Origin of the sequence: Marinactinospora thermotolerans DSM 45154, assembly GCF_900167435.1 — a bacterium.
Lineage (GTDB): Bacteria > Actinomycetota > Actinomycetes > Streptosporangiales > Streptosporangiaceae > Marinactinospora > Marinactinospora thermotolerans.
Window position 1 is genome coordinate 1 of sequence record NZ_FUWS01000005.1, and the last position, 21,190, is coordinate 21,190.

Below are 21,190 nucleotides of genomic sequence, written 5' to 3' on the forward strand. Positions count from 1 at the left end.
ACCCACCACCATCGTGGTGGACGGGGCCAAAACAAACTTGGCTTAAAGAAAATCGAACACGCGCTGTTGAGTTCTCAAAAAACAACCGCATCCTCGCCTACAAGCCCGAACCCTCGTCCGATGCTCTTCCGCAGAGGCGGCGCTTCCGCTTTGTTGTGTTCCCACTTTATCAGGTGTTCCGTCCGGCGTCGAATCGGCGCTTTCCGGGTTTCCCTGATGAAACCGGGAATCGGTTCGCGTTTTCCGGAGAGTGTCCAGGTCCCGCGTTCCGTTGTGTCTTCACTTTATCAGGGCGTTCCGACCCCGCCAAACCGGCGATTCCGAACTCAACAACCCCGAAAAGGACCCCCTTTTCCCGCCGAGGCGATCCTTCACCAAAAGGAAGGATGCGACGACTCAACACCCGACAAGACCGACGACAAATCGATCTCATCGGAAATCGTGTTTTCGGAAGAGGGGGCGATCGCCGAGGCGATCGCGGCGTCCCGTGAAGACGGATCCGGACGGCCATCCAGACAGATGTCCGCTTCCCGAGATCCTCGGCCTCCCTACTGTACCCGAGGGAAGACACTGCTTCAACCGGATCTTTCAGGAGTCCTTCACCCCGCCGTGGCCCGACGGCCACGAGGAGGCGACTCGGAGAACACTACCCCATGCCACCGGTGCCTCAAACCGCTCTCGGCCACCTTGGGGAGATCTCCCTCGGTGCCCCTCGACGCGGGCACGGCCCTCCCCCTCACCCTCCGCCTCGTCTCCTGCCGGCGGAGTGAGGCCGGTCATATCAATCCAGAGAAGACTGATCGCGCACCCACCGCTGCGAACGATCATCGATCTACGCTTCTGCCACCATTTCGGACTTGAGAAAGGGCGGGCGTGGCTCTCACCGAACAACGGAAGGCGAGCTGGAAGCTCATCGGGCCCGGCATCGTCGTGGCCGCCACGGGGGTCGGTACCGGCGACCTCGTGGCGACCCTGATGGCCGGCGAACGTTTCGGCTACACCCTCTTGTGGGCGACGATCATCGGCTGCCTGGTGAAGATCTCCCTCGCGGAGGCGACGGGACGGTGGCACCTGGCGACCGGCCGCACCATCTTCGACGGCTGGACCGACATCGGCCGCTGGACCCACGTCTACTTCGCCCCCTACATCGTCATCTGGGGCTTCGTCTACGGCGCCACCGCGATGTCGGCGACGGCGCTTCCGCTCAACGCCCTGTTCCCCGTGCTCCCCGTGTGGGGCTGGGCGATGATCGTCGGCGTGGCCGGCCTGCTGTTCGTCTGGTTCAACAACTACGCGGTCTTCGAGAAGGTCATGACGGTCCTCGTGGGCCTGATGTTCGTGACCGTGGTGGGGCTCGCGATCGTCGTCACCCCCAACCTGGGGGAGGTGCTCACCGGCCTGGTCCCGACCCTGCCCGAGGGGTCCACCTTCTACACGCTGAGCCTGCTCGGCGGCGTGGGCGGCACGATCACGATGGCGGCCTACGGGTACTGGGTGAACGCCAAGGGATGGCGCGACGCCACGTGGATGCGGGTGATGCGCTGGGACAACCGGGTCGCCTACGTCATGACCGGGCTCTTCGTCATCGCGACGCTGATCGTCGGCGCGGAGCTGCTGTACTCCAGCAACATCGCGTTGAACGAGGGCGATCGAGGGCTGCTGGACCTGTCGGTGGTGCTGGAGGACCGGTTCGGCCGGACCGTCTCGGTGGTGTTCCTCGTCGGCTTCTTCGCCGCGGCCTTCACCTCGGTGCTGGGCGTGTGGCACGGGGTCAGCCTGCTGTTCGCCGACTTCGTCGGTCACCTGCGCGGAAAGGTGAACCGGCCGGTGGAGGAGCGCGAGCGGAGCTGGGAGTTCCGGGCCTACCTGCTGTGGCTGACCTTCCCGCCGATGCTGCTGTTGCTGCTGGGCAAGCCGTTCCAGCTGGTCATCGTCTACGGGGTGCTCGGCTCGTTCTTCATGCCGTTCCTGGCGCTGACGCTGCTGTGGCTGCTGAACTCGTCGCGGACGCCGCGGGAGTGGCGCAACGGCTGGGTGAGCAACGTCGGCCTGGTCATCGCCGGGCTGCTGTTCATCGTGCTGTGCGCGAACGAACTGTGGTCGACGGTGCAGGGCGGCTGATCCCCGCCCCGCCGGACCCCGGGGCGTGTCACAGGTGGTCGCGCAGCCAGGCGGCGAGGGCTCGGAAGGCGATGCCGCGGTGGCTGATCGCGTTCTTCTCCTCGGGGCTGAGCTCCGCCGTGGTCCGCGTCTCGCCGTCGGGGACGAAGATCGGGTCGTAGCCGAAGCCGTTGGCACCGCGGGGCTCGGTGGTGAGGTGGCCGGCGAGGACTCCCTCGACGACATGCTCCTCGCCGCTCGGCAGGACGACGGCGGCGGCCGAGACGAACTGGGCGCCGCGGCGTTCGGCCGGGGTGTCGGCGAGCTGGTCGAGGAGGAGACGGAGATTGGCGGCGTCCTTGTCCCCGGTGGCCGCGCCGAAGCTGCCGGACCAGCGCGCGGAGAGGACCCCGGGCATGCCGTTGAGCTCGTCGACGCGCAGCCCGGAGTCGTCGGCGACCGCGGGCAGTCCCGTGTGGGCGGCGACGGCCCGCGCCTTGAGCAGGGCGTTGCCGCTGAAGGTGTTCTCGGTCTCGGCGACGTCGGGGGCGTCCGGATGCAGGTCGAGCCCCACCACGTCGATGTTCAGCCCGGCCGCGGCCAGGATGGCCCGCATCTCGGGGACCTTCTTCGCGTTGTGCGTGGCCAGGACGATGGTGGTGGCGCTCATCCGGCGAGGGCCTTCTTCTGGAGGGTGGTCAGTTCGGCGCAGCCGGCGACCGCGAGATCGAGGAGGGTGTCGAGCTCGGCCCGGTCGAAGGGGGCGCCCTCGGCGGTGCCCTGGACCTCGATGAAGCGGCCGTCGCCGGTGACGACCACGTTCATGTCGGTCTGGGCGACGGAGTCCTCGAGGTAGTTGAGGTCGAGGCGGGGACGCCCCTGGACCACCCCGACGCTGACGGCCGCCACCGACCCGGTGAGCGGGTTGTTCTTCAGGTTGCGGTGTTTACGCAGGTACTTGACCGCGTCGGCGAGCGCGACGTAGGCGCCCGTGATGGCGGCGGTGCGGGTGCCGCCGTCGGCCTGGAGGACGTCGCAGTCGAGGGTGATCGTGTGCTCTCCCATGGCCTTGAAGTCGATGACGGCGCGCAGGGAGCGGCCGATGAGCCGGGAGATCTCGTGGGTGCGTCCGCCGATCTTGCCCTTGACCGACTCGCGGGCGCCGCGGGTGTCGGTGGAGCGCGGCAGCATCGCGTACTCGGCGGTGACCCAGCCCTCCCCGGTACCCCTCTTCCAGCGTGGCACGCCGTCCTCGACGCTGGCCGCGCAGAGGACGCGGGTGTCGCCGAATTCGATGAGGGCGGAGCCCTCGGCGTGGCGGAGCCAGTTGCGGGTGATCGTCACGGGCCGGAGTTCGTTCGGAGCGCGTCCGTCGGGTCGAGCCATGTCCCGAAGCCTATCGGGGGCCACGCACGGGTGTGCGCGCTCGGAGAGTACTGCGGTTATCCAAAAAAGCTTGTCCTCATTGGGCTGAATGCCGTATTTGTCGTACTCGGCGGCGAGAATCGCCTCGCCCCACTTCCGGGACCCGATCTATAGCGGTCCCCTTCATCGAAAGAGCACATGTGAGCCTCTCCCCTTCGTCCCCCCTCCTCTCCCGACTGCTCGCGGGCGGGTTCGTCCTTGCCGCGGGTGCCGTGCTGACCGGTTGCGGCGCCGCTCCCGAGCCCGCCCCCGCGCAGGAGAGCCCGGCCGCCACGGAGGAGAGCGCCGAGGCGACCCCCGCCGAGGAGCAGGAAGCGGCGACCGGGCCGATCGCGGTACCCGCCGACTGCGAGCAGGCCGGTACCGAGACGGCCGTCGCCGCTCACATCACCGACGACATGATCTTCGAGGAGCAGGGCGCCGAGGGACAGCTGTCCTGCCTGTGGGTCGGCGTGGACCTGGGCAGCGGTGAGATGTCCACCATCGGCGTCGACTACACCTCGAGCGGTCCGAACCTCGCGGAGATCGAGGGCGTGGTCGACGGCGACGAGGTCTACACCCTCCCGGAGGTCGAGGAACTGGGCGGCGTCCTGCAGAAGGTGCAGGTGGAGGACCTCGGCGGCAGCACCGTCTCGCTGCACCTTCCCGACGGTCCGGTGATCACCGCCGTGTCGGTCTTCACCCCGCTGGAGACGGCGGAGCTGGAGGCCATCGTCATCGCGGCGGCCGGGCAACTGCGCTGATCCGCGCGTCCGGGGCCCGCGCCGTTCGCGCGGAACGGGCCCCGGCCGGTCCGGGGAGCTGTCACGATGGAGCCGCCGTCCCTGCCGTTCCGCGCCGACGCAGACGGGCGGTCCTCCCGTTCCCGGTCCCGACGAGGATCCACATGACGACGGTCTCGCACACTCCCCGCCTCCCCCGACCCGCGGCGCTGGCCGCCGCCACGGCGCTGGTCGCGCTGACCACGGCCTGCGGCGGGAGTTCCGCGGCGCAGGAACCGGCTCCCGCCCCCTCCCCCTCGGTGTCGCCCTCCGCGGCGTCGGCGCCGCCGAGTGTCGCGCCATTGGCCGAGGGGTTGCCCGCGACGTGCGTGGGCAGCCATGCCGAGGCGGCCGTCGCCGCCCACACCGCGGGGCTGCCCTTCGGCGAGACCGCCGAGGGGTCGGTACTGGCCTGCCGGTGGGGTGCGGCCGATTCCGGGCGCTATCTGTTCGTGCAGTTCCAAAGCGGCGAGACCTACGCCGACCCGGAGGGGGCCGACCCCGCGGCCGAGGCGTCGATGGGCGTGTACACCACCGCCGAGTCCGCGGCGCTGGGCGGCAAACTCCACTACCTCGACCTGGGGTCGGTGGGCCGCAGCGCGGTGCTGTACCTGCCGGGGGTGAGCGTCACCGCGAACTCCGTGGGGATGGAGCTGGGCCAGGGCCGGCTGGAGGAGATCGTGCTGGCCGCGGCACAGGACCTTCCCTGAGGTGTGGTCCGAGCGTCTCTGAAGAGATGAAACGATGGGTGTCGTCGCCCGTGTACCGACGTCTCACGGGCGGCGCCCCTGCCCGATCACGGGACGCCACCCGCCGAGCACGGAGACGGTCAGCATGCCCCTGGAGTCCACAGCCTCGACCTCCCATCGGATCACGGCCGGGACCGCGGTGATCGCGCTCGTCGCGGCGACCGGGTGTGGCGCGCGCAACGGTGAGGCCGCGGCGGTGGAGCCGTCGGCGTCGACGAGTCCGCAACCCGTGGCCTCGGGGGTGCTCCCGGTCCCCAGCCCCACCGAGCTGGAGGGCGCCGAGCCGGTGGAGCCGCTGCCGTTGCCCGACTCCTGCGAGGCCGCCGGTCTCAAGGAGCAGATGGGCGAGTTCGCCGACCGGCTCGCCGAGCCGGAGTTCGAGGAGGTGCGGACGGACTCCCGGCTGGAGTGTTCATGGGCGGGCTTCAGCGCCGAGGACTGGAGCGAGGTCGTGATGGTGACCTATGCCCCCGGCGGGAGCCTCGTGGACTACCCGGGCCACGTTCCAGCGGAGACGTCGGGCGATCCGTCCTTCTTCACGACACCGGAGGTCTCCGGACTCGGCGGGCTCGGGCAGTGGCGTACCGGCGAGGTCTTCTCCGGGGTCTCCCTGCACCTGCCGGGGCTGCTGGTGACCCTGACCGACAACTCCGAGCGGATCGGCGACGACGACCTGCTCGATGTCGCGGTGGCCACGGCCGACGAGGTGCTCGCCGGGGCCGACGGTGCCGCGGTGGAGCCGCCGCCCTCCGGTGGGGAGCCCTCCGGAGGGTGAGCCCCGCCGCCGGCCCCTCGGTGTCGCCCCGTGGTGGCCGGAGGCGCGGTCCGGCGCTCAGCCGACGGTCGCGATCTGCGCCCCGCGCAGACCGGGGCGGGTGATCTCGTAGACGGTTCCGCCCCGGGCGAGTTCGATCGGTCCCCGGTAGGTGGTCCGGGCTTCGGCCAGTGTCCTGCGATCGTCATTCCACGGGACGAGGTGGGTGAGGACGAGTTTGCGCGCGCCGGCCAGGCCGGCGATCTCCCCGGCCTCGCTGCCGGTGAGGTGCATGTCCTCGGGGTGCTCCTCGTGGTCGTGGAAGGAGGCCTCGCACAGGAACAGGTCGGTATCGCGGGCGAGCCGCACCAGGGAGTCGCAGGTGCCGGTGTCACCGGAGTAGGTGAGCGAGGCGCCCTCGTGCTCCAGCCGGATGCCGAACGCCTCGACGGGGTGGTTGACGAGGTCGACGTGCGCGGTGAACGGGCCGATCTCGCGCCTGCCGGGGGTCAGTTCGACGAAGTCGAACGTCTCGCGCATGCCGGGGTCGGGGTCCAGGCCGTAGGCCTCGGCCATACGGTCGGCCACGCCGGTCGGGCCGAACACGGGGATGCGCGGCTTGCGGCCGCTGACCGGGTAGGTGCGGGCCACCCAGTAGGAGCACAGGTCGAAACAGTGGTCGGCGTGCAGGTGGCTGAGGTAGACGGCGTCGATACTGTAGATGTCGACGTACCTCTGGAGGGCGCCGAGCGCGCCGTTGCCCATGTCCAGCAGCAGACGGAAGCCGCCGGCCTCCACGAGGTAACAGGACGCGGGGCTGTCGGGCCCGGGAAAGCTCCCGGATGAGCCGATGATGGTGAGTCGCACGTCGCAAAGCCTTTTCGGTGAGATGCCTCCGCGAAGACGACCGGGGTGTTGCGCGGACCGGGACGTCTCCGTCTTACGGGTGTACCCCAATGACCGCCGCGGTGGTACCAAATGTGGCCCGCGTCTCACGCGGTGGATATCACATGTGACGCTTTCACAGGATGCATCTCACCGACTTATCCCATTTCAGGACGGTATTTCAGCGTCCGATCCGGGCGAGCTGCCGGCTCTGTGCGACGAGCCTTCCCTTCACGTCCCACAGGTCCACGGTCTCGTCGAACCAGCCGTCGCTGACCAGGTCGGCGCGGGAGCGGAAGGCCAACGGTCCGGGTTCGGGGACGGCTCGCATGTGCCAGGTGAGCTCCACGGTGGGAGCCCAGCGCCAGGAGTCCAGCACCGTGACGACGGGGGGCAGCGCGTCCACCGCGAGCGGTAGGAAGAGGGAGGGGTCCTCGACCGCGCCCCCGTCGGCTTCGCTGGGCGCGAGGTGACCGGTGATCTCGGGTTCGGCCGCGGGGTCGGATCCGCTCAGCGCGGCGTAGGTCCGGGGCGCGTAGAACTGGTCGACGCGGTCGGGGAAGCCCATGTCGGCGGAGCGGTCCGCCCGGGGGTCGAAGCGGTGGCACCGCTCGATGGGCGGGATGTCGGCGCGCGCGGTCTCGTGGCGCGGCGTGGCGGCGGGGTCGAGCGTGGCGGTGGCGACGAGACCGGTGACCAGCTCCTTGCCGGCCTGGCTCAGGGTGACCTGGACGGTGGTGACGGTGCGCCCGGTCTTGCGGACGGCGAGTTCGATGTCGGCCGGCCCGGGGGCGCCGGGACGCAGGAAGTGATAGGAGGAGGAGACCGCGTGCGGATGGGTGGACTCGGCCAGCGCCGCGCGCTGGAGCACCGCCATGAGGTAGCCCCCGTTGAGGGCGGAGCCGATGAGGTAGCCGGGGTCGAGCTCCGCGGTGTAGTGGCCATCGCCGGTCCTGGTGACCGCGGTGGCGGAATCGAATCGCGTCATGGGGCCATTGAACCGAATCCCGTTCCAGTAATTCCAGGCAGGGTCCCGCTCCCGGGAGTGACCCGGGTCACGGGAACCCGTTCCCCGCGACGGACAGCTTGATCAGGTGACCACCGAGATACGAGAGCGCGTCCGCGCGGGCGACCCCGACGCCTTCGCACAGCTCTTCGACGAGCACGCGCGCGCCGTGTACAACCACGGCTTCCGGCTGACCGCGGACTGGTCGACGGCCGAGGAGATCATGGCGATGACCTTCCTGGAGGCCTGGCGGCTGCGCGGGCGCGTCGACGCCGAGGGCGGCTCCCTGCTGCCCTGGCTGCTGGGGATCGCGACCAACACGGCGCGCAACTTCACCCGGGGCGCGCGCCGCCGCAGGGCGGCCCTGGCCCGGTTGTCCCCGGACGACTTCGTGGTGCCCGACTTCTCCGACGACTCCGCCGGGCGGCTGGACGACGTCGAGCGGCTGCGGGCCGTCCACGCGGCGATGGGACGTCTACGGCGCGCCGAGCGCGAGGTCATCTCACTGTGCGTATGGGCCGGACTGGACTACGCCTCCGCCGCGGAGGCGCTGGGCCTCCCGGTGGGAACCGTCCGTTCACGCCTGTCGCGCGCCCGGGCCAAGTTGCAACGGCTCGTCGCCGACGACCCCGGTGGCCTCAAGCGGGAACCCGCGCGCCGCGGCGGACAGGTAGAGGTGCGACGCGCTCCCGCGTCCCCGTTCGACAAGGAGGCCGACCGATGAGCTCCCTTCCGCCCGTTCCCGGGCGGGCCGATGACAGCGGCGCCCTACCGTTGCCGGAGGTGCCCGCGGAACGGGACCTTCCGCCCGGACACCACCTCGCCCACCGCGAACTCCTGCTGGAGGCGATCCGGGCCGACCGCCGCGCCACGGCGCGGCGGAGAGGACGCCGACACCTGCCCCGACCGTTCCTGCTGCCCGTCGCCGCCTCGGTGGCGCTCGCGGTGGCGGTGGGCCTGGCCGTCCCCGGCGCCGACGAGCCCGACCTGGTTCCGGCCACCGTGGTGCCGGTGGCCGAGGGCGACCCCTCGGGGGCGCCGGCCCTGCTCGACGACATCGCCCTGGCCGCAGCGGGGGACGAGGTCCGGGTGGAGCCCGACCAATTCGTCTACGTCGAGAGCCTGGTGTCCTCGCTCCAGGTGGTGGTGGACACCGACACCAGCCCCTACACCACCCAGATCCACTCCGACCGGCCGCGCCTGCGCCAGGTGTGGACCTCGCCGGACGGCCGGCGCGGCCTGCTCGTGGAGGAGGGCGAGGAGCCGGCCGAGGGCCTGCCCCTGGAGGGGACGGGGGACGCCGACCTCCAAGATCCCAGCCACGACTTCCTCACCACCCTGCCCACCGACCCCGAGGCGCTGCTGGAGATGGTCTACGCCGACGGGCGGGGGGCGGGGGGCAACGCCGACCAGCGGGCGTTCTCGACGATCGGAGGACTGCTGGCCGAGACCCTGCCGCCCCCGGACCTCGGCGCCGCCCTGTACCGAGCGGCCGCCCGCATCCCCGGCGTGGTCGTGGTCGAGGAGGCCGAGGACCTGACCGGGCGCGCCGGCGTGGCGGTGGCTCGCACCGACGAGGCCAGTGGCGAGCGCGTCGAGTGGATCTTCGATCCGGCGTCCTTCGCCTATCTCGGTGAGCGCACCGTGCAGACCAGGGAGACACGTGAGGGCGTCCCGGCCGGCACGGTCACCTCCAGCGTCGCCGTGCTGTCGCGGACCGTGGTGGAGGACCTGCGCGCGCTCCCCGACGAACGGGCCCCACGGTGAGCCCCCGCCCCGATCCTGTTCCCCGCCTCTCCCCCGCTTCTCCCACCCCAGCCCCACAAGGAGTGACCATGAACACCGTGAACGACACCGAGACCCCCCGTCCCGCCATCCAGCGCCGACCCTGGTACCGCCGCCCCCTGCCGGCCGTGGTGGCCATCACGAGCGCGGGCGTGGTCACGACCGCGGCCGTGGGCCTGGTCGCCGTCACCGGCGCCACGGCTCGCGACCTGCCCATCCCCGAGACGACCGCGCCCGTGGTCGTGGAGGTGCGGCCAGGGGACACTGAAGGAGCGGCCGAGCTGTTGGAACGCGCGGCCCTGGCCGCGCAATCCCGTCCCGCGCCCGAGGTGGACGCGGACGACTTCCTCTATGCCAGGAGCATGGCCACCGGCCTGGTCCCCATCGGGGAACAGGTCGAGTGGGGGGAGGGCCCCATGGGGACGTCGGGCCCCAACGAGTTCGAGGTCTGGGTCGCCCAGGAATCCACCGGCGCGCGTGGACTGGCCCGGGAGAACGGCGCGGAGTGGACCGTCGAACAGATCGACGGGTCCTGGACCGACCTGTACGCGGTCCAGGCCGGACTGCCCACCGAACCCGAGGCGTTCCTGACGCACATCCGCGACCGGCGACTGGCCGAGGGGCGCGGGCGGGACGACGACCACCGGGCGTTCACCGCGATGGCGCTGTTGCTGGAGGACGGCCAACCGCTGCCGCCGGCCCTGGAGGCGGCGGTGTACCGCGCGGCGGCCCTGCTGCCCGGCGCGATGGTGGTGGAGGGGGTCGAGGACACGGCGGGACGCCCCGGTGTCGCGATCGCCCACGAGGACGCCGGCGAGGGCGAACGCGTGGAGTGGATCTTCGACCCCGAGACGTTCGACTACCTCGGGGAGCGCCGGCTGCAGATCACCGCGACCTCCCACATCGAGGTGGGAACCGTCCTGTACGGTCAGGCGGTGCTCGACAGCGGTGTCGTGGACGAGGCCGGCGAGGAGCCGGCCGGGAAGTCCTGACCGCGGGCGCCCCGCCGCGGCGCGGCGTCCCCGTGGCGGGGCGCCGCGCCGCCGCCGTGTCAGGGGACGAAACGCACGTCGGGGTGGTGCGGCGACTCCCCGTCGAGGACGGGGCGTGCCAGGCCGCGCAGGTGCAGGTCGAAGAACGCCCTCAGGTAGGTGTGCTGGGAGGCGTAGGCGCGTCCGGGGTCGGGCAGGGGCCCGATGACGGAGGCGACCACCTCGGGGGGCAGCCCGAGTTCCGACTGGATCCGCGGCAGGAAGAGGAGGTGGTCGGTGAAGGTGAAGTGCCGCGCCTCGGGGAAGTTCAGGTCACGTTTCCAGCCGGGCGAGTTCTCCCACAACCGGCCCCAGTCCTCGAACGTCACGTGGGTGTTGGGGTGGACGACCGGTTCCCCGCCCTCCTCGGGGATCTCCTCCTGGGCGGCGCCCATGAACATGAAGGGGCGGGTCACCCCCTCGGTGGAGGCGGGGAAGCGCTCCCGGAAGGCCTCGCGTTCCGCCTCGTTCCTGCCGAGGACGACGGAACCGTCCATGTCGACCGCGGCGTCGATCCGGTCGTCCTCGGCCATGGCGTGGATCGAGGTGGCCCCGCCCGCCGAGTGCCCGAACGCGCCGATCCGGGACAGGTCCAGCACCCGGGCGAGGCCGCGCGGAAGCGCCCGTCCCTGCGCGTCGGGGTTGTCCCCCGAGGCGATCTCCTCCAGCTGGTCCAGGACGAAGCGGACGTCGTCCACCCGCGCGTCCGTCATCGCCAGGTAGGGGTTGTCCTCCGGCATGTCGTCGAGCCGTGAGGTCTCCACCCTGCCCCCGGGGAACTGCACGGGGGCCTCGCCGGTGTGGTCGACGGTGACGACGACGTAGCCGTGGGAGGCCAGCTCCTGCACCAGGGCGGTGCCCAGCGTGCGCGAGACCCCGCCGCCGGGCGAGAAGAGGACGACCGGGCGCGGGCCGGAACGGGTGTCGGCCGGGGCCCCGCTCAGCCCCGCCGAGGTGATGGCGCCGTAGTCGATGGCCTCCGGATCCAGGCCGAGCGTCGCGGTGAACTCGGCGCCGAGGATCTCGGCGGTGCCCTCGGGCATGTAGGGGGCGGGTCGCGCCTCCCGGTCCGCTTTGGCCGGGTACCAGATCCCGACCATCAGCTCCCGGTCGCGGTCGGGCAGCCACGGGTCGGGGCGTCCCTGCTGGACGAGGTGGAGTTCGGTGACTCCCACCGTGTGCCGGCCGGTGGGCTCGGGCAGGGTCGGGATCAGGCCGTCGGAGGCTGGCTCGCCGTCGGCCTGCGCCGCGGTGGCGGGCGCGGCGCAGGCGAGCAGGAGTCCTGCCGCGGCTCCCGCGACCAGCGCCCGGACGCGGGGGATGGATGTTCTGTTCGACATGCCCGGCAAGCTACGCCGGGCGCGACCGGTGCGGCCATGACGGTGCCACCACCCGGCCGGGTGGTGGTGACCGTACCGGAAGGGAATGGTTCTCCCCCCGTGGCCTCGGACGCGAAAGGGGCCGCACCGGACTGGTCCGGTGCGGTCCCGTCTCCCGGCCGCGCCGGGGATCGCTATCAGGCCCAGAGCTGGCCGTCGAGGCGCTGTTCGGCCTCTTCGAGCGTGCCCTCGTAGGCCCCGGTGGACAGGTACTTCCAACCGGCGTCGGCGACGACGAAGGCGATGTCGGCGCGTTCGCCGGCCTTGACGGCCTTGGCCGCCATCCCCAGGGCCGCGTGCAGCGCCCCACCCGTGGAGATGCCCGCGAAGATGCCCTCCTGGAGGAGTTCGCGGGTGCGCTTGAGCGCGGCGTCGGAGGGGACCGAGAACCGCGTGGTCAGCACCGAGTCGTCGTAGAGCTCGGGGACGAAGCCCTCGTCGAGGTTGCGCAGACCATAGACGAGTTCCCCGTAGCGGGGCTCGGCCGCGACGATGCGCACGTCCGGTCTGTGCTCACGCAGGTAGCGCCCCACCCCCATGAGCGTCCCGGTGGTGCCCAGGCCGGCCACGAAGTGGGTGATCTCGGGCAGGTCGGCGAGCAGTTCGGGACCGGTCGTCTCGTAGTGCGCGCGGGCGTTGGCCGGGTTGCCGTACTGGTAGAGCATCACCCAGTCAGGGTGTTCCTCGGCCATCCGCTTGGCGACGCGCACGGCCTCGTTGGAGCCCCCCTCGGCCGGCGAGTAGTGGATCTGGGCGCCCCACATCCGCAGCAGCTGGGTCCGCTCGGCTGAGGTGTTCTCAGGCATGACGCAGACCATGCGGTATCCGCGTTGCCGGGCGACCATGGCCAGCGAGATGCCGGTGTTGCCGGAGGTCGGCTCTAGGATCGTGCACCCCGGGGTGAGGAGGCCGTCCTTCTCCGCCTGCTCGATCATGTAGAACGCGGCGCGGTCCTTGATCGAGCCGGTGGGGTTGCGGTCCTCGAGCTTGGCCCACAGCCGGACGTCGGGGGACGGCGAGAGCCGCGGCAGCCCCACCAGCGGGGTGCCGCCGAGGGAGTCGAGAAGGGAGTCGAATCGCATGACGGCTAGCGCATGCCGCCGGCGACGGCCGGCAGGACCGTGACGGTGTCCCCGTCGCTGACCTTGGTCTCCAGGCCGCCGAGGAAGCGCACGTCCTCGTCGTTGAGGTAGACGTTGACGAAGCGGCGCAGCTTGCCGTCCTCGACGAGACGCTCGGCCAGACCGGGGTGGTTGGCGTCGAGGTCGGAGATGAGCTCGGCGAGGGTGGCGCCGGAGCCCTCGACGGCCTTCTCGCCGCCGGTGAGGTTGCGCAGGATGGTGGGAATGCGGACCTCGATGGCCATGGGGTGTCTCTCCGTAGGAAGTTTCGGTGGGTCGTCATTGCTCGCGCGGGCGTGCGCGTACGAACGGCCCGTCGCGTAGATCTCCAACACGTGCCGGCGGGCGCTGATTCCGCCCTTGGCCACCGCTCTAGGCGGCGTCGACGATCTCGACGGGCTCTTCGGTGACCTCGCCGTCCACGATGCGGTAGGAACGGAACTCCACGGTCTCGGGGTCGCGGGTGGAGACCAGGACGTAGTGGGCGTTCGGCTCGGAGGCGTAGGAGATGTCGGTGCGCGAGGGATAGGCCTCGGTCGCGGTGTGGGAGTGGTAGATGACCACCGGCTCCTCGTCGCGGTCGTCCATCTCGCGCCAGACCTTGAGCTGTTCGAGGGAGTCGAAGCGGTAGAAGGTCGGCGAGCGTTCGGCGTTGACCATCTCGATGAATCGCTCCGGACGGTCGGTCCCCGCGGGACCGGCCACCACGCCGCACGCCTCGTCAGGATGGTCGCGGCGGGCGTGGGCGACGATCAGATCGTAGATCGAGCGATCAATCCTCAGCATGGCACTCAGCGTATCCGACGCGCTATCCCTACCCACTGGCTGGGTATGCGATCCCCGGGGTGGCGGTTGTCACGCGGGCCGGGCGTCCCCGCCCTCGTCAGGCGCCGGGTCGGCAGGGTCCGGACACCGCGCCCGGGCCCCGTCGCCACGGTGTCCGCCCTCCGGGGCGGAGAGACCGCGCGGAGGGCGGCTCCTTCGCGCCCGCCGCGCGGAGGGGCGTGGCGGCCCGGGTCCCGCGCGGCGGATCCGTCCGGAAGGGGCCGGCCGCTCAGAAGGCGTCCCCGTCGGGGCCGCCGTCGTCGCCCCCGCTCAACGCGTGGACCAGCGAGTCCTGGAGCGCCCCGAGCCACTCGTAGACGTGCAGCGCCGCCGCGCTGGCCTCGTCCGCGGGTTCGGCCTGGCCCCTCAGATAGGCCTCGTAGGTCTCCTCCTCCACCCCCAGGCGGGTGCCCAGGGCCAGCCGGACGTCGTTGAGCGCCTTGAGCCAGGCGTGGCCGCCGGCGAGGTCGAGCACGACCTCGCCGCCCGCCTCGGGCAACGAGTCGACGAGGGCCTGGGCGTTGTCCCGCTTGTGCCGGCGCAGGTCGTCCTCGGTGTAGCGACGGAACTCCCCGGCCGCCTCGGCGTCACCGGTGTAGGCGTCGGGCAGCAGCCGGGCCAGGACCGGGTCCTTCGGGGGTTCGGTCTCGGAGCCGATGCCGACGATCCTGGCGAACTCGTCGTCGGCCCGCGGTTCCTCGATCAGGCCCAGCAGCATCGCCGCCATCGAGCGCAGGACGGCGGCCTCGTCGGGGTCGAGGGAGATGGCCGCGCCGCCGGGCGCCGGGCGGAATCCCATGGTCATGTGCGCTGCCCCGTCCGTTACTCGTCCTGCTGGAGGGTCGCCCACAGCCCGTAGCCGTGCAGGATGGAGACGTCGCGCTCCATCTCCTCACGGGTCCCGCTGGAGACGACGGCCCGTCCCTTGTGGTGGACGTCCAGCATCAGTTTGTGAGCCTTGCTCTTGGGATAACCGAAGACCGTCTGGAAGACGTAGGTGACATAGGACATCAGGTTGATCGGATCGTTCCACACGATCGTCACCCATGGGATGTCGGGCCGTACGTCCTCCCCGGTCTCCGGCCGTTCCAGCTCGACCGGCGCCGTCGTCATGGACGCATCACCTTCTCACCTTTCCCGTTCGTCCATCGTCCCGCCGGGTAGTGGCCCGGGGCGGACTTCCCTTCGTATTGTTCCATCCGCCCCCGGTGGGTCGGGGCATCCGAGAGGTCCCCCGGTCCCGATTTTGTTCCCGGAAGACACAAACTAGGCTTGGGTCCCATGACCGACCCCTGGAGCAGCGCCCTGCTCACCGATCACTACGAGCTGACGATGCTGCAAGGCTCGCTGCGCAGCGGCGCCGCACACCGTCGGACGGTGTTCGAGATGTTCGCGCGGCGGCTTCCCGAGACCCGCCGTTACGGTGTGGTCGCCGGCACCGACCGCTTCCTCGACGCGCTCGAACGTTTCCGCTTCGACGAGGCGACGCTGGACTACCTGTCGCGGGCCGGGATCGTGGACGATCCCACCCTGGAGTGGCTCGCCAACTACCGCTTCACCGGCGACATCTGGGGCTACGCCGAAGGCGAGTGCTACTTCCCCGGTTCCCCGATCCTCGTCGTCGAGGGGACGTTCGCCGAGGCCGTCCTGCTGGAGACCGTGGCCCTGTCCATCTACAACCACGACTGCGCGATCGCCTCGGCGGCCTCGCGCATGGTGACCGCCGCGGGCGGGCGTCCCCTCATCGAGATGGGGTCCCGCCGCACCCACGAGATGGCCGCCGTCGCCGCCGCCCGCGTCGCCTACATCTGCGGGTTCGCGGCCTCCTCCAACCTGGAGGCCGGACGGCGCCACGGCGTGCCGACCACGGGGACCAGCGCCCACGCCTTCACCCTGTTGCACGACAGCGAGCGGCACGCCTTCACCGCGCAGCTGGAGGCGCTCGGCACCGGGACGACCCTGCTCGTCGACACCTATGACGTGGCCCGCGCGGTCAGGACCGGCATCGAGCTGGCCGGCACCGACCTCGGCGGCGTCCGCATCGACTCCGGCGACCTGGGCGTCCTCGCGACGCGGGTGCGCGAGCAGTTGAACGGCGCCGGGGCCACCGACACCCGCATCGTCGTCACCGGCGACCTCGACGAGTACTCCATCCAGGCCCTCGCGATCGCGCCGGTGGACGGCTACGGCGTGGGCACCTCCCTGGTGACGGGCTCGGGCACGCCCACCGCCTCCCTCGTCTACAAGCTCGTGGCGCGCGCCAGCGAGGAGGGACCCGACGCCCCCCTGTTCCCGGTCGCCAAGCGCTCGGTGGGCAAGCCGAGCCGGGGCGGACGCAAGTGGGGGGTCCGCCGCTTCGACGACGACGGCGTGGCCACCGCCGAGGTCGTCTACGACCACGAGCCCGACCTCGGCCCGTTGGAGCGGCCCATGCTGCGCAAGCTCGTGGAGCGCGGTGAGATCGTCGGCCGCGAGCCGCTGCAGGCCGCCCGGGAACGGCACGCGCGCGCGGTCCGGGAGCTTCCGGTGACCGCACAGCAGATGTCCCGGGGCGAGCCCGCCATTCCGACGGTCTTCGAACAGCGCGTGCGGGTCTGACAGGTGGAGGAAGCCATGAGAGCACTGATCGTCGTCGACGTCCAGAACGACTTCTGCGAGGGAGGCAGCCTCGCCGTCACCGGCGGCGCCGACGTGGCGTCGGCGGTGTCGGCGTTCATCGAGGCCCGCGGCGGCGACTACGCCCACGTCGTCGCGACGCGCGACCACCACATCGACCCGGGCGCGCACTTCTCCGACGAACCCGACTTCGTCGACTCGTGGCCGCCGCACTGTGTCGCGGGGACGCCCGGCGCGGACTTCCACCCGCGCCTGGACACCACGTCGGTGGCCGAGGTGTTCGACAAGGGCCGCTACAGCGCCGCCTACAGCGGCTTCGAGGGCAGCGCCGAGGACGGTACCGCGCTGGCCGACTGGCTGCGGGAGCGCGGGGTCACCGCGGTGGACGTGGTGGGGATCGCCACCGACCACTGCGTGCGCGCCACCGCGCTGGACGCGGCGCGCGAGGGCTTCGCCACGCGGGTGCTGCTCGATCTGACGGCCGGGGTGGACCCGCGGACCGTGGAGACGGCGCTGGAAGGGATGCGCGAGGCGGGTGTGACGTTGGAGGGCACCCCGATCGGTCACTGATCCACGGTGGTGACCGCCCCGTTCGCCGGGGCGGTCACCGCCGGTCCGTGGTCAGTCGATGCCGACGGCCGCGCGGACCCGGGAGAGCACGCCCCGGGCGCGTTCGCGGGCGCGCACCGCGCCGGCCGCCAGGATCGCGTCGAGCTCGCTGTCGGGGTGCATGAGCGCCTCGTAGCGTTCGCGCAGAGGGGTCAGTTCGGCGTTGAGCACCTCGAACAGCTCGTTCTTCAACTCGCCCCACCCCATGCCGCCGGCCTCCAGGCGCTTGCGGATGGCCGCGGTCCGCTCGGCGTCGGCGAACTGCGCGAGGAGCTGGAAGACGACCGAGGTGTCGGGGTCCTTGGGGTCCTCGACCGGCGTGGAGTCGGTGGGGATGCGCCGGACCAGCTTCTTCAGCTTGTTCTCGGGCAGGAACAGCGGGATGTGGTTGTCGTAGGACTTGCTCATCTTGCGGCCGTCGACGCCCGGCAGGATGCTGGCCTCACCCTCGGGGTAGACGCCCTCGGGGATCGGGAAGGTGTAGGACTCGCCGTAGAGGTGGTTGAACGTCCCCGCGATGTCGGCCGTGTACTCGATGTGCTGGACCTGGTCCCGGCCGACCGGGACGCGGTCGGCCGCCATGATGAGGATGTCGGCGGCCATGAGGATGGGGTAGTTGAACAGCCCCATGTTGACCCCGGCGTCGAGGTCCTCGTTCCCGGCCGCCGCGTTGCGGTCGCGCGCCGCCTTGTAGGCGTGGGCGCGGTTCATCAGGCCCTTGCTGGTGATACTGGACAGGATGGTGGCCAGTTCGAACACCTCGGGGACGCTCGACTGGCGGTAGAGCACGGTGCGCTCGGGATCGAGTCCGCAGGCGAGCCAGGTGGCGGCGACCGACCGGATGCTGTGCCGGAGCTTGGCGGGGTCCTTGACCGAGTTGAGCGCGTGGTAGTCGGCGAGGAAGTACAGCGTGTCGGAGGACTCGGCGGCGGCCAACGCCGGCTTGATGGCCCCGACGTAGTTGCCGATGTGCGGTTCGCCCGAAGTCTGGATCCCGGTGAGGTAGGTGTGGGTCGCTGCCATGTGCCCCAGCTTATCGGGAGCCGTTCCTCCCCCCGTGTTCACCTGCGGCGGGCCGCGCGTGGCGGCGCCGCCGGTCCGGGGCACGGCACCCGGCCGCCGGAGCGGACGCGCGTGGGGCGGCGGCCCGGGTCGCCGGCCGCCGCCCCACGGGGCCTCGCTCAGGCGCGAAACGCCGCCCAGCTTTGGGCCATGCGCTGGGCCTGTCCCTCGGTGAACTCCCGAAGGCAGGCGTCGTCGCTGTAGTTCATGAAGTTGTGGATGGGGTCCTCGCCGGCCGAGGAGCAGGTGTCGCGGCCCTCCGGACAGCCCGCGGACTGCTCCCGCTCGTAGGGCGTGTCGTCGACGTAGTCGCCCGGGGAGTCGCAACCGTTCTGGAAGGTGTGGAACAACCCCAGCCAGTGTCCCGTCTCGTGGGTGGCGGTGTAGCCGAGGTCGAACTTCTCACGGCCGCCCCCCGGCACGGTGCGGTAGTCGATGACGACGCCGTCGCGGTCGGGGGCGTCCGCGTAGTTCTGCGGGAAGGTGGAGCGGCCGAGCACCCCGTCGTCCATGTTCACGATGTAGAGGTTGAGCGTCTCGGGCCCCCCCTTGCGCAACTGCCCCTTGATCGTGTCCTCGCGCTGGGGGAAACCGCTGAACCAGGTGTCGTTGCGGGTGCGGGTGACCTCGCGCAGTTCGAAGCGGAAGCCGGTGTCGGCCCCGCCGTATCCGCCGCTGAAGCCCTTGTTCATGACCGCGATCTGCTCGTCGATGGTCGCCTGGCCGAGGTCACCGGTACCGGTGCGGCTGGAGATGACGTGCACGACGACCGGGATCGTCTGGGGCTGCTGCGCGCTCGGGGCGGACTGGTGCAGTGGCACCCTGCGGAGCATCTGATCGAGTTCGGCGGCCTCGGCGGGGGTCAGCGCGCTGGGGTCGTGGGCGCCGGGCTCGGCGAGCCGCGCCGCGCTGTGGCCGGGGTTCTGCCCCGGTTCGCAGACCTCGGCGGCCGCGGCGGCGGTTCGGGGGGCCGCGGGGCCGTCACGACGCCCCTGACCGTCCTGGGGGGTCTGGGCCGCCGAGAGGACGACCACACCCGCCAGCGCGGCAGCACCGACGATCAGTCCGCTCCACACGCCCATGCTGGGCCGGCCATGCCTTTTTTCACCGTTGTCCATACTGTCGAAATGTATGCATCCAGTGACAGAACGGACGGAAGCGGCACGTCGGCATTGCGGATTGTTTGCTCGGTATTGCGGCTTCATGGCCCGCCACGGCCTCCAGGGACGCCCCGGGCCGCCGGATCCCGGGGCGGTGCTCGTGGGGCTCACCGCCCGCCCCGGGACGGGCAAGGACACTCGACAACGGAACGGATCGATTCGGTCACACTAGGTGAGACTAGCGTCCTCCGGTGGCCCAGGAACGGAGTTTGGCGATCCGTTGGCGAATCTGTTCCGGCGACGCCTGGGCGATCGGCGGCCCCCCGCAAGCGCGGCGCAGCTCGGTGTGGATCACGCCGTGCGGCTGACCGGTGCGGTGGTGCCAGGCGCCGACGAGGGTGTTGAGCTCCCTGCGCAGCTCGGCGATCACCTCATGGACCGGCGGACCGCTCTCCTCCGCCGCCTTCGCCGCCTTGCGCTCCCCCGCCCGCTGCTCGGCCTTGCGCTTGCGCAGCAGCTGGGCGACCTGGTCCGGCTCCAGCAGCCCGGGCAGGCCGAGGAAGTCCTCCTCCTCCGGCGACCCCGGCGCACCGCCGCCGAACTCGCCGCCGTCGTAGAGGGCGCGGTCGAACTCGGCCGAGGCCTCCATCGTCTCGAACGGCAGCTCCTCGCCCGCGTCAGGGGAGTCGCGGCGCTTGCGGGCCTCGTCGACCAGATCCTGCTCGGGGTTGAAGTCGCCCTCCTTGATCGGCCGGTCCAGCGCGTGGTCGCGCTCGCGCTCCATCTCGCTGGCGTACTCCAGCAGCGACGGCACCGAGGGCAGGAACACCGAGGCGATCTCGCCCCGGCGGCGGACCCGCACGAAACGGCCGATCGCCTGGGCGAAGAACAGGGGGGTGCTGGTGGAGGTCGCGTAGACGCCGACCATCAGCCGGGGCACGTCCACCCCCTCCGAGACCATGCGCACCGCGATCATCCAACGGTCGTCGGAGGCGGCGAACTGCTTGATCTTCTTGCTGGCGGTGGGGTCGTCGGAGAGGACCACGGTCGCGCCGCGCCCGGTGATCTGGCGCAGGATGCGCGCGTAGGCGCGCGCGTTCTCGTGGTCGGTGGCGATGACCAGCCCACCGGCGTCGGGGGTGGAGTTGCGGACCTCGGTGAGACGGCGGTCGGCCGCCGCCAGCACCTTCTTGATCCAGTCGCCCTTGGGGTCCAGCGCGGCCCGCCACGCCTGGGACATGGCGTCAGGGGTGAGCGGCTCGCCCAGGCGCGCGGCGAGCTCGTCGCCGGCCTTGGTCCGCCAGCGCATCTCGCCCGAGTAGGCCATGAAGATGACCGGGCGCACGACGCCGTCGGCCAGCGCGGGGGCGTAGCCGTAGCTGTAGTCCCAGGAGCAGCGCCGGACCCCGTTGTGGTCCTGGACGTAGTCGACGAAGGGGATGGGGTTGACGTCGGACCTGAACGGCGTACCGGTCAGCGACAACCGGCGCGCCGCCGGATCGAACGCCTCGCGCACCGCGTCCCCCCACGACAGGGCGTCGCCCGCGTGGTGGACCTCGTCGAAGATGACGAGGGTGCGGCGCGCCTCGGTCCGATTGCGGTGCAGCATCGGATGCGCGGCGACCTGCGCGTAGGTGACGGCCGCGCCGATGAACTGCTTGCCCAGCGCCCCCTGGCCGTTCTTGAACTCCGGGTCCAGCGCGATACCGAACCTGGCCGCCGCGTCCGCCCACTGCTTCTTCAGGTGCTCGGTGGGGCACACCACGGTGATCGAGCGCACCGTGTGCCGCGCGAGCAGCTCGCTGGCCAGCGTCAGGGCGAACGTGGTCTTGCCCGCGCCGGGCGTGGCGACCGCGAGGAAGTCACGTGGTTCGCGGCGGAAGTACTCCTCGAACGCCTCACGCTGCCAGGCCCGCAGGCTCCTCAGCCGTTCACCGGTGGTGGTTTCGACGAGCGTCATCGTGGAAATCCCCAGTTACTCA

General features: G+C 71.1%; 22 protein-coding genes. 9 read left to right on the plus strand and 13 right to left on the minus strand.

What is annotated here, in order from left to right; genetic code table 11:
* Positions 1–873 precede the first annotated feature (873 nt).
* Entirely contained in the window at positions 874–2,121 is a 1,248-nt protein-coding gene (locus B5D66_RS09940) for an Nramp family divalent metal transporter (protein WP_200813603.1), read from the plus strand.
* A gap of 28 nt (positions 2,122–2,149) precedes the next feature.
* Here the strand turns inward: B5D66_RS09940 and rdgB are convergent, their stop codons facing one another.
* Positions 2,150–2,770 (minus strand): RdgB/HAM1 family non-canonical purine NTP pyrophosphatase, encoded by a 621-nt coding sequence (rdgB, locus tag B5D66_RS09945; protein WP_078761398.1) that lies wholly within the window; start codon positions 2,768–2,770, stop codon positions 2,150–2,152.
* The gene (gene rph, locus B5D66_RS09950; protein WP_394330050.1) at positions 2,767–3,444 is read right to left on the minus strand and encodes a ribonuclease PH; all 678 of its coding nucleotides are present in this window, start codon (positions 3,442–3,444) and stop codon (positions 2,767–2,769) included. The genes rdgB and rph overlap by 4 nt, the downstream gene beginning before the upstream one ends.
* 221 nt (positions 3,445–3,665) lie before the next feature.
* On the opposite strand from rph, the gene B5D66_RS09955 reads away from it, so the two are divergent.
* From B5D66_RS09955 to B5D66_RS09965, 3 genes are all read left to right on the plus strand, one after another.
* Positions 3,666–4,268: a hypothetical protein gene (locus B5D66_RS09955; protein ID WP_078761400.1), complete on the plus strand. Its 603-nt coding sequence runs from the start codon at positions 3,666–3,668 to the stop codon at positions 4,266–4,268.
* A gap of 143 nt (positions 4,269–4,411) precedes the next feature.
* The gene (locus B5D66_RS09960) at positions 4,412–4,996 is read left to right on the plus strand and encodes a hypothetical protein (RefSeq protein ID WP_078761401.1); all 585 of its coding nucleotides are present in this window, start codon (positions 4,412–4,414) and stop codon (positions 4,994–4,996) included.
* A gap of 124 nt (positions 4,997–5,120) precedes the next feature.
* The gene (locus B5D66_RS09965; RefSeq protein ID WP_078761402.1) at positions 5,121–5,810 is read left to right on the plus strand and encodes a hypothetical protein; all 690 of its coding nucleotides are present in this window, start codon (positions 5,121–5,123) and stop codon (positions 5,808–5,810) included.
* A gap of 57 nt (positions 5,811–5,867) precedes the next feature.
* On the opposite strand, the gene B5D66_RS09970 is transcribed toward B5D66_RS09965, so the two are convergent.
* The gene (locus B5D66_RS09970) at positions 5,868–6,656 is read right to left on the minus strand and encodes an MBL fold metallo-hydrolase (protein ID WP_078761403.1); all 789 of its coding nucleotides are present in this window, start codon (positions 6,654–6,656) and stop codon (positions 5,868–5,870) included.
* A 199-nt stretch (positions 6,657–6,855) separates the two neighbouring features.
* On the minus strand, positions 6,856–7,662 hold the full coding sequence (locus tag B5D66_RS09975; protein ID WP_078761404.1) for a thioesterase family protein: 807 nt from the start codon (positions 7,660–7,662) through the stop codon (positions 6,856–6,858).
* Positions 7,663–7,768: 106 nt separating this feature from the next.
* Here B5D66_RS09975 and B5D66_RS09980 point away from each other — a divergent pair, with 106 nt between their 5' ends.
* The 3 genes from B5D66_RS09980 (at position 7,769) to B5D66_RS09990 (ending at position 10,457) form a co-directional block, all read left to right on the plus strand.
* Positions 7,769–8,404, plus strand: a complete 636-nt coding sequence (locus tag B5D66_RS09980) for an RNA polymerase sigma factor (protein WP_078761405.1) — start codon at positions 7,769–7,771, stop codon at positions 8,402–8,404.
* Positions 8,401–9,447, plus strand: coding sequence for a CU044_5270 family protein (locus B5D66_RS09985; protein ID WP_078761406.1), 1,047 nt, complete (start codon positions 8,401–8,403; stop codon positions 9,445–9,447). The genes B5D66_RS09980 and B5D66_RS09985 overlap by 4 nt, the downstream gene beginning before the upstream one ends.
* 68 nt (positions 9,448–9,515) lie before the next feature.
* The gene (locus B5D66_RS09990; RefSeq protein ID WP_078761407.1) at positions 9,516–10,457 is read left to right on the plus strand and encodes a CU044_5270 family protein; all 942 of its coding nucleotides are present in this window, start codon (positions 9,516–9,518) and stop codon (positions 10,455–10,457) included.
* A 59-nt stretch (positions 10,458–10,516) separates the two neighbouring features.
* Here the strand turns inward: B5D66_RS09990 and B5D66_RS09995 are convergent, their stop codons facing one another.
* The 6 genes from B5D66_RS09995 to clpS form a co-directional block, all read right to left on the minus strand.
* Positions 10,517–11,836 (minus strand): alpha/beta hydrolase family protein, encoded by a 1,320-nt coding sequence (locus B5D66_RS09995; RefSeq protein ID WP_078761408.1) that lies wholly within the window; start codon positions 11,834–11,836, stop codon positions 10,517–10,519.
* Positions 11,837–12,012: 176 nt separating this feature from the next.
* Complete coding sequence (locus B5D66_RS10000) at positions 12,013–12,957, minus strand: PLP-dependent cysteine synthase family protein (RefSeq protein WP_078761409.1); 945 nt, start codon at positions 12,955–12,957, stop codon at positions 12,013–12,015.
* A gap of 5 nt (positions 12,958–12,962) precedes the next feature.
* The gene (locus tag B5D66_RS10005) at positions 12,963–13,241 is read right to left on the minus strand and encodes a MoaD/ThiS family protein (RefSeq protein WP_078761410.1); all 279 of its coding nucleotides are present in this window, start codon (positions 13,239–13,241) and stop codon (positions 12,963–12,965) included.
* 127 nt (positions 13,242–13,368) lie between these two features.
* Positions 13,369–13,782: a M67 family metallopeptidase gene (locus B5D66_RS10010; RefSeq protein ID WP_078761411.1), complete on the minus strand. Its 414-nt coding sequence runs from the start codon at positions 13,780–13,782 to the stop codon at positions 13,369–13,371.
* A 268-nt stretch (positions 13,783–14,050) separates the two neighbouring features.
* Positions 14,051–14,626 (minus strand): DUF2017 domain-containing protein, encoded by a 576-nt coding sequence (locus tag B5D66_RS10015; RefSeq protein ID WP_078761412.1) that lies wholly within the window; start codon positions 14,624–14,626, stop codon positions 14,051–14,053.
* A gap of 17 nt (positions 14,627–14,643) precedes the next feature.
* Positions 14,644–14,934, minus strand: coding sequence for an ATP-dependent Clp protease adapter ClpS (clpS, locus tag B5D66_RS10020; protein WP_078761413.1), 291 nt, complete (start codon positions 14,932–14,934; stop codon positions 14,644–14,646).
* Positions 14,935–15,102: 168 nt separating this feature from the next.
* Here clpS and B5D66_RS10025 point away from each other — a divergent pair, with 168 nt between their 5' ends.
* Positions 15,103–16,419 carry a nicotinate phosphoribosyltransferase gene (locus tag B5D66_RS10025; protein WP_078761414.1) on the plus strand — a complete coding sequence of 439 codons (1,317 nt, stop codon included), beginning with the start codon at positions 15,103–15,105 and terminating at the stop codon, positions 16,417–16,419.
* 15 nt (positions 16,420–16,434) lie between these two features.
* Positions 16,435–17,007 carry a nicotinamidase gene (locus B5D66_RS10030; RefSeq protein ID WP_078761415.1) on the plus strand — a complete coding sequence of 191 codons (573 nt, stop codon included), beginning with the start codon at positions 16,435–16,437 and terminating at the stop codon, positions 17,005–17,007.
* Positions 17,008–17,058: 51 nt separating this feature from the next.
* On the opposite strand, the gene B5D66_RS10035 is transcribed toward B5D66_RS10030, so the two are convergent.
* The 3 genes from B5D66_RS10035 to B5D66_RS10045 form a co-directional block, all read right to left on the minus strand.
* Positions 17,059–18,069: a tryptophan--tRNA ligase gene (locus tag B5D66_RS10035; protein WP_078761416.1), complete on the minus strand. Its 1,011-nt coding sequence runs from the start codon at positions 18,067–18,069 to the stop codon at positions 17,059–17,061.
* Between the two features lie 158 nt (positions 18,070–18,227).
* Complete coding sequence (locus B5D66_RS10040; RefSeq protein WP_235000902.1) at positions 18,228–19,226, minus strand: zinc metalloprotease; 999 nt, start codon at positions 19,224–19,226, stop codon at positions 18,228–18,230.
* Positions 19,227–19,446: 220 nt separating this feature from the next.
* Positions 19,447–21,168 (minus strand): DEAD/DEAH box helicase, encoded by a 1,722-nt coding sequence (locus B5D66_RS10045; protein ID WP_078761418.1) that lies wholly within the window; start codon positions 21,166–21,168, stop codon positions 19,447–19,449.
* Positions 21,169–21,190 lie beyond the last annotated feature (22 nt).

Coding starts and splice junctions, on each gene's coding strand:
- rdgB (WP_078761398.1), bottom strand. CDS start 2,770: ATGAGCGCCACCACCATCGTCCTGGCCACGCACAACGCGAAGAAGGTC.
- B5D66_RS09960 (WP_078761401.1), top strand. CDS start 4,412: ATGACGACGGTCTCGCACACTCCCCGCCTCCCCCGACCCGCGGCGCTG.
- B5D66_RS09965 (WP_078761402.1), top strand. CDS start 5,121: ATGCCCCTGGAGTCCACAGCCTCGACCTCCCATCGGATCACGGCCGGG.
- B5D66_RS09975 (WP_078761404.1), bottom strand. CDS start 7,662: ATGACGCGATTCGATTCCGCCACCGCGGTCACCAGGACCGGCGATGGC.
- B5D66_RS09985 (WP_078761406.1), top strand. CDS start 8,401: ATGAGCTCCCTTCCGCCCGTTCCCGGGCGGGCCGATGACAGCGGCGCC.
- B5D66_RS09990 (WP_078761407.1), top strand. CDS start 9,516: ATGAACACCGTGAACGACACCGAGACCCCCCGTCCCGCCATCCAGCGC.
- B5D66_RS09995 (WP_078761408.1), bottom strand. CDS start 11,836: ATGTCGAACAGAACATCCATCCCCCGCGTCCGGGCGCTGGTCGCGGGA.
- B5D66_RS10000 (WP_078761409.1), bottom strand. CDS start 12,957: ATGCGATTCGACTCCCTTCTCGACTCCCTCGGCGGCACCCCGCTGGTG.
- B5D66_RS10005 (WP_078761410.1), bottom strand. CDS start 13,241: ATGGCCATCGAGGTCCGCATTCCCACCATCCTGCGCAACCTCACCGGC.
- B5D66_RS10010 (WP_078761411.1), bottom strand. CDS start 13,782: ATGCTGAGGATTGATCGCTCGATCTACGATCTGATCGTCGCCCACGCC.
- B5D66_RS10015 (WP_078761412.1), bottom strand. CDS start 14,626: ATGACCATGGGATTCCGCCCGGCGCCCGGCGGCGCGGCCATCTCCCTC.
- clpS (WP_078761413.1), bottom strand. CDS start 14,934: ATGACGACGGCGCCGGTCGAGCTGGAACGGCCGGAGACCGGGGAGGAC.
- B5D66_RS10025 (WP_078761414.1), top strand. CDS start 15,103: ATGACCGACCCCTGGAGCAGCGCCCTGCTCACCGATCACTACGAGCTG.
- B5D66_RS10030 (WP_078761415.1), top strand. CDS start 16,435: ATGAGAGCACTGATCGTCGTCGACGTCCAGAACGACTTCTGCGAGGGA.
- B5D66_RS10035 (WP_078761416.1), bottom strand. CDS start 18,069: ATGGCAGCGACCCACACCTACCTCACCGGGATCCAGACTTCGGGCGAA.
- B5D66_RS10040 (WP_235000902.1), bottom strand. CDS start 19,226: ATGGACAACGGTGAAAAAAGGCATGGCCGGCCCAGCATGGGCGTGTGG.
- B5D66_RS10045 (WP_078761418.1), bottom strand. CDS start 21,168: ATGACGCTCGTCGAAACCACCACCGGTGAACGGCTGAGGAGCCTGCGG.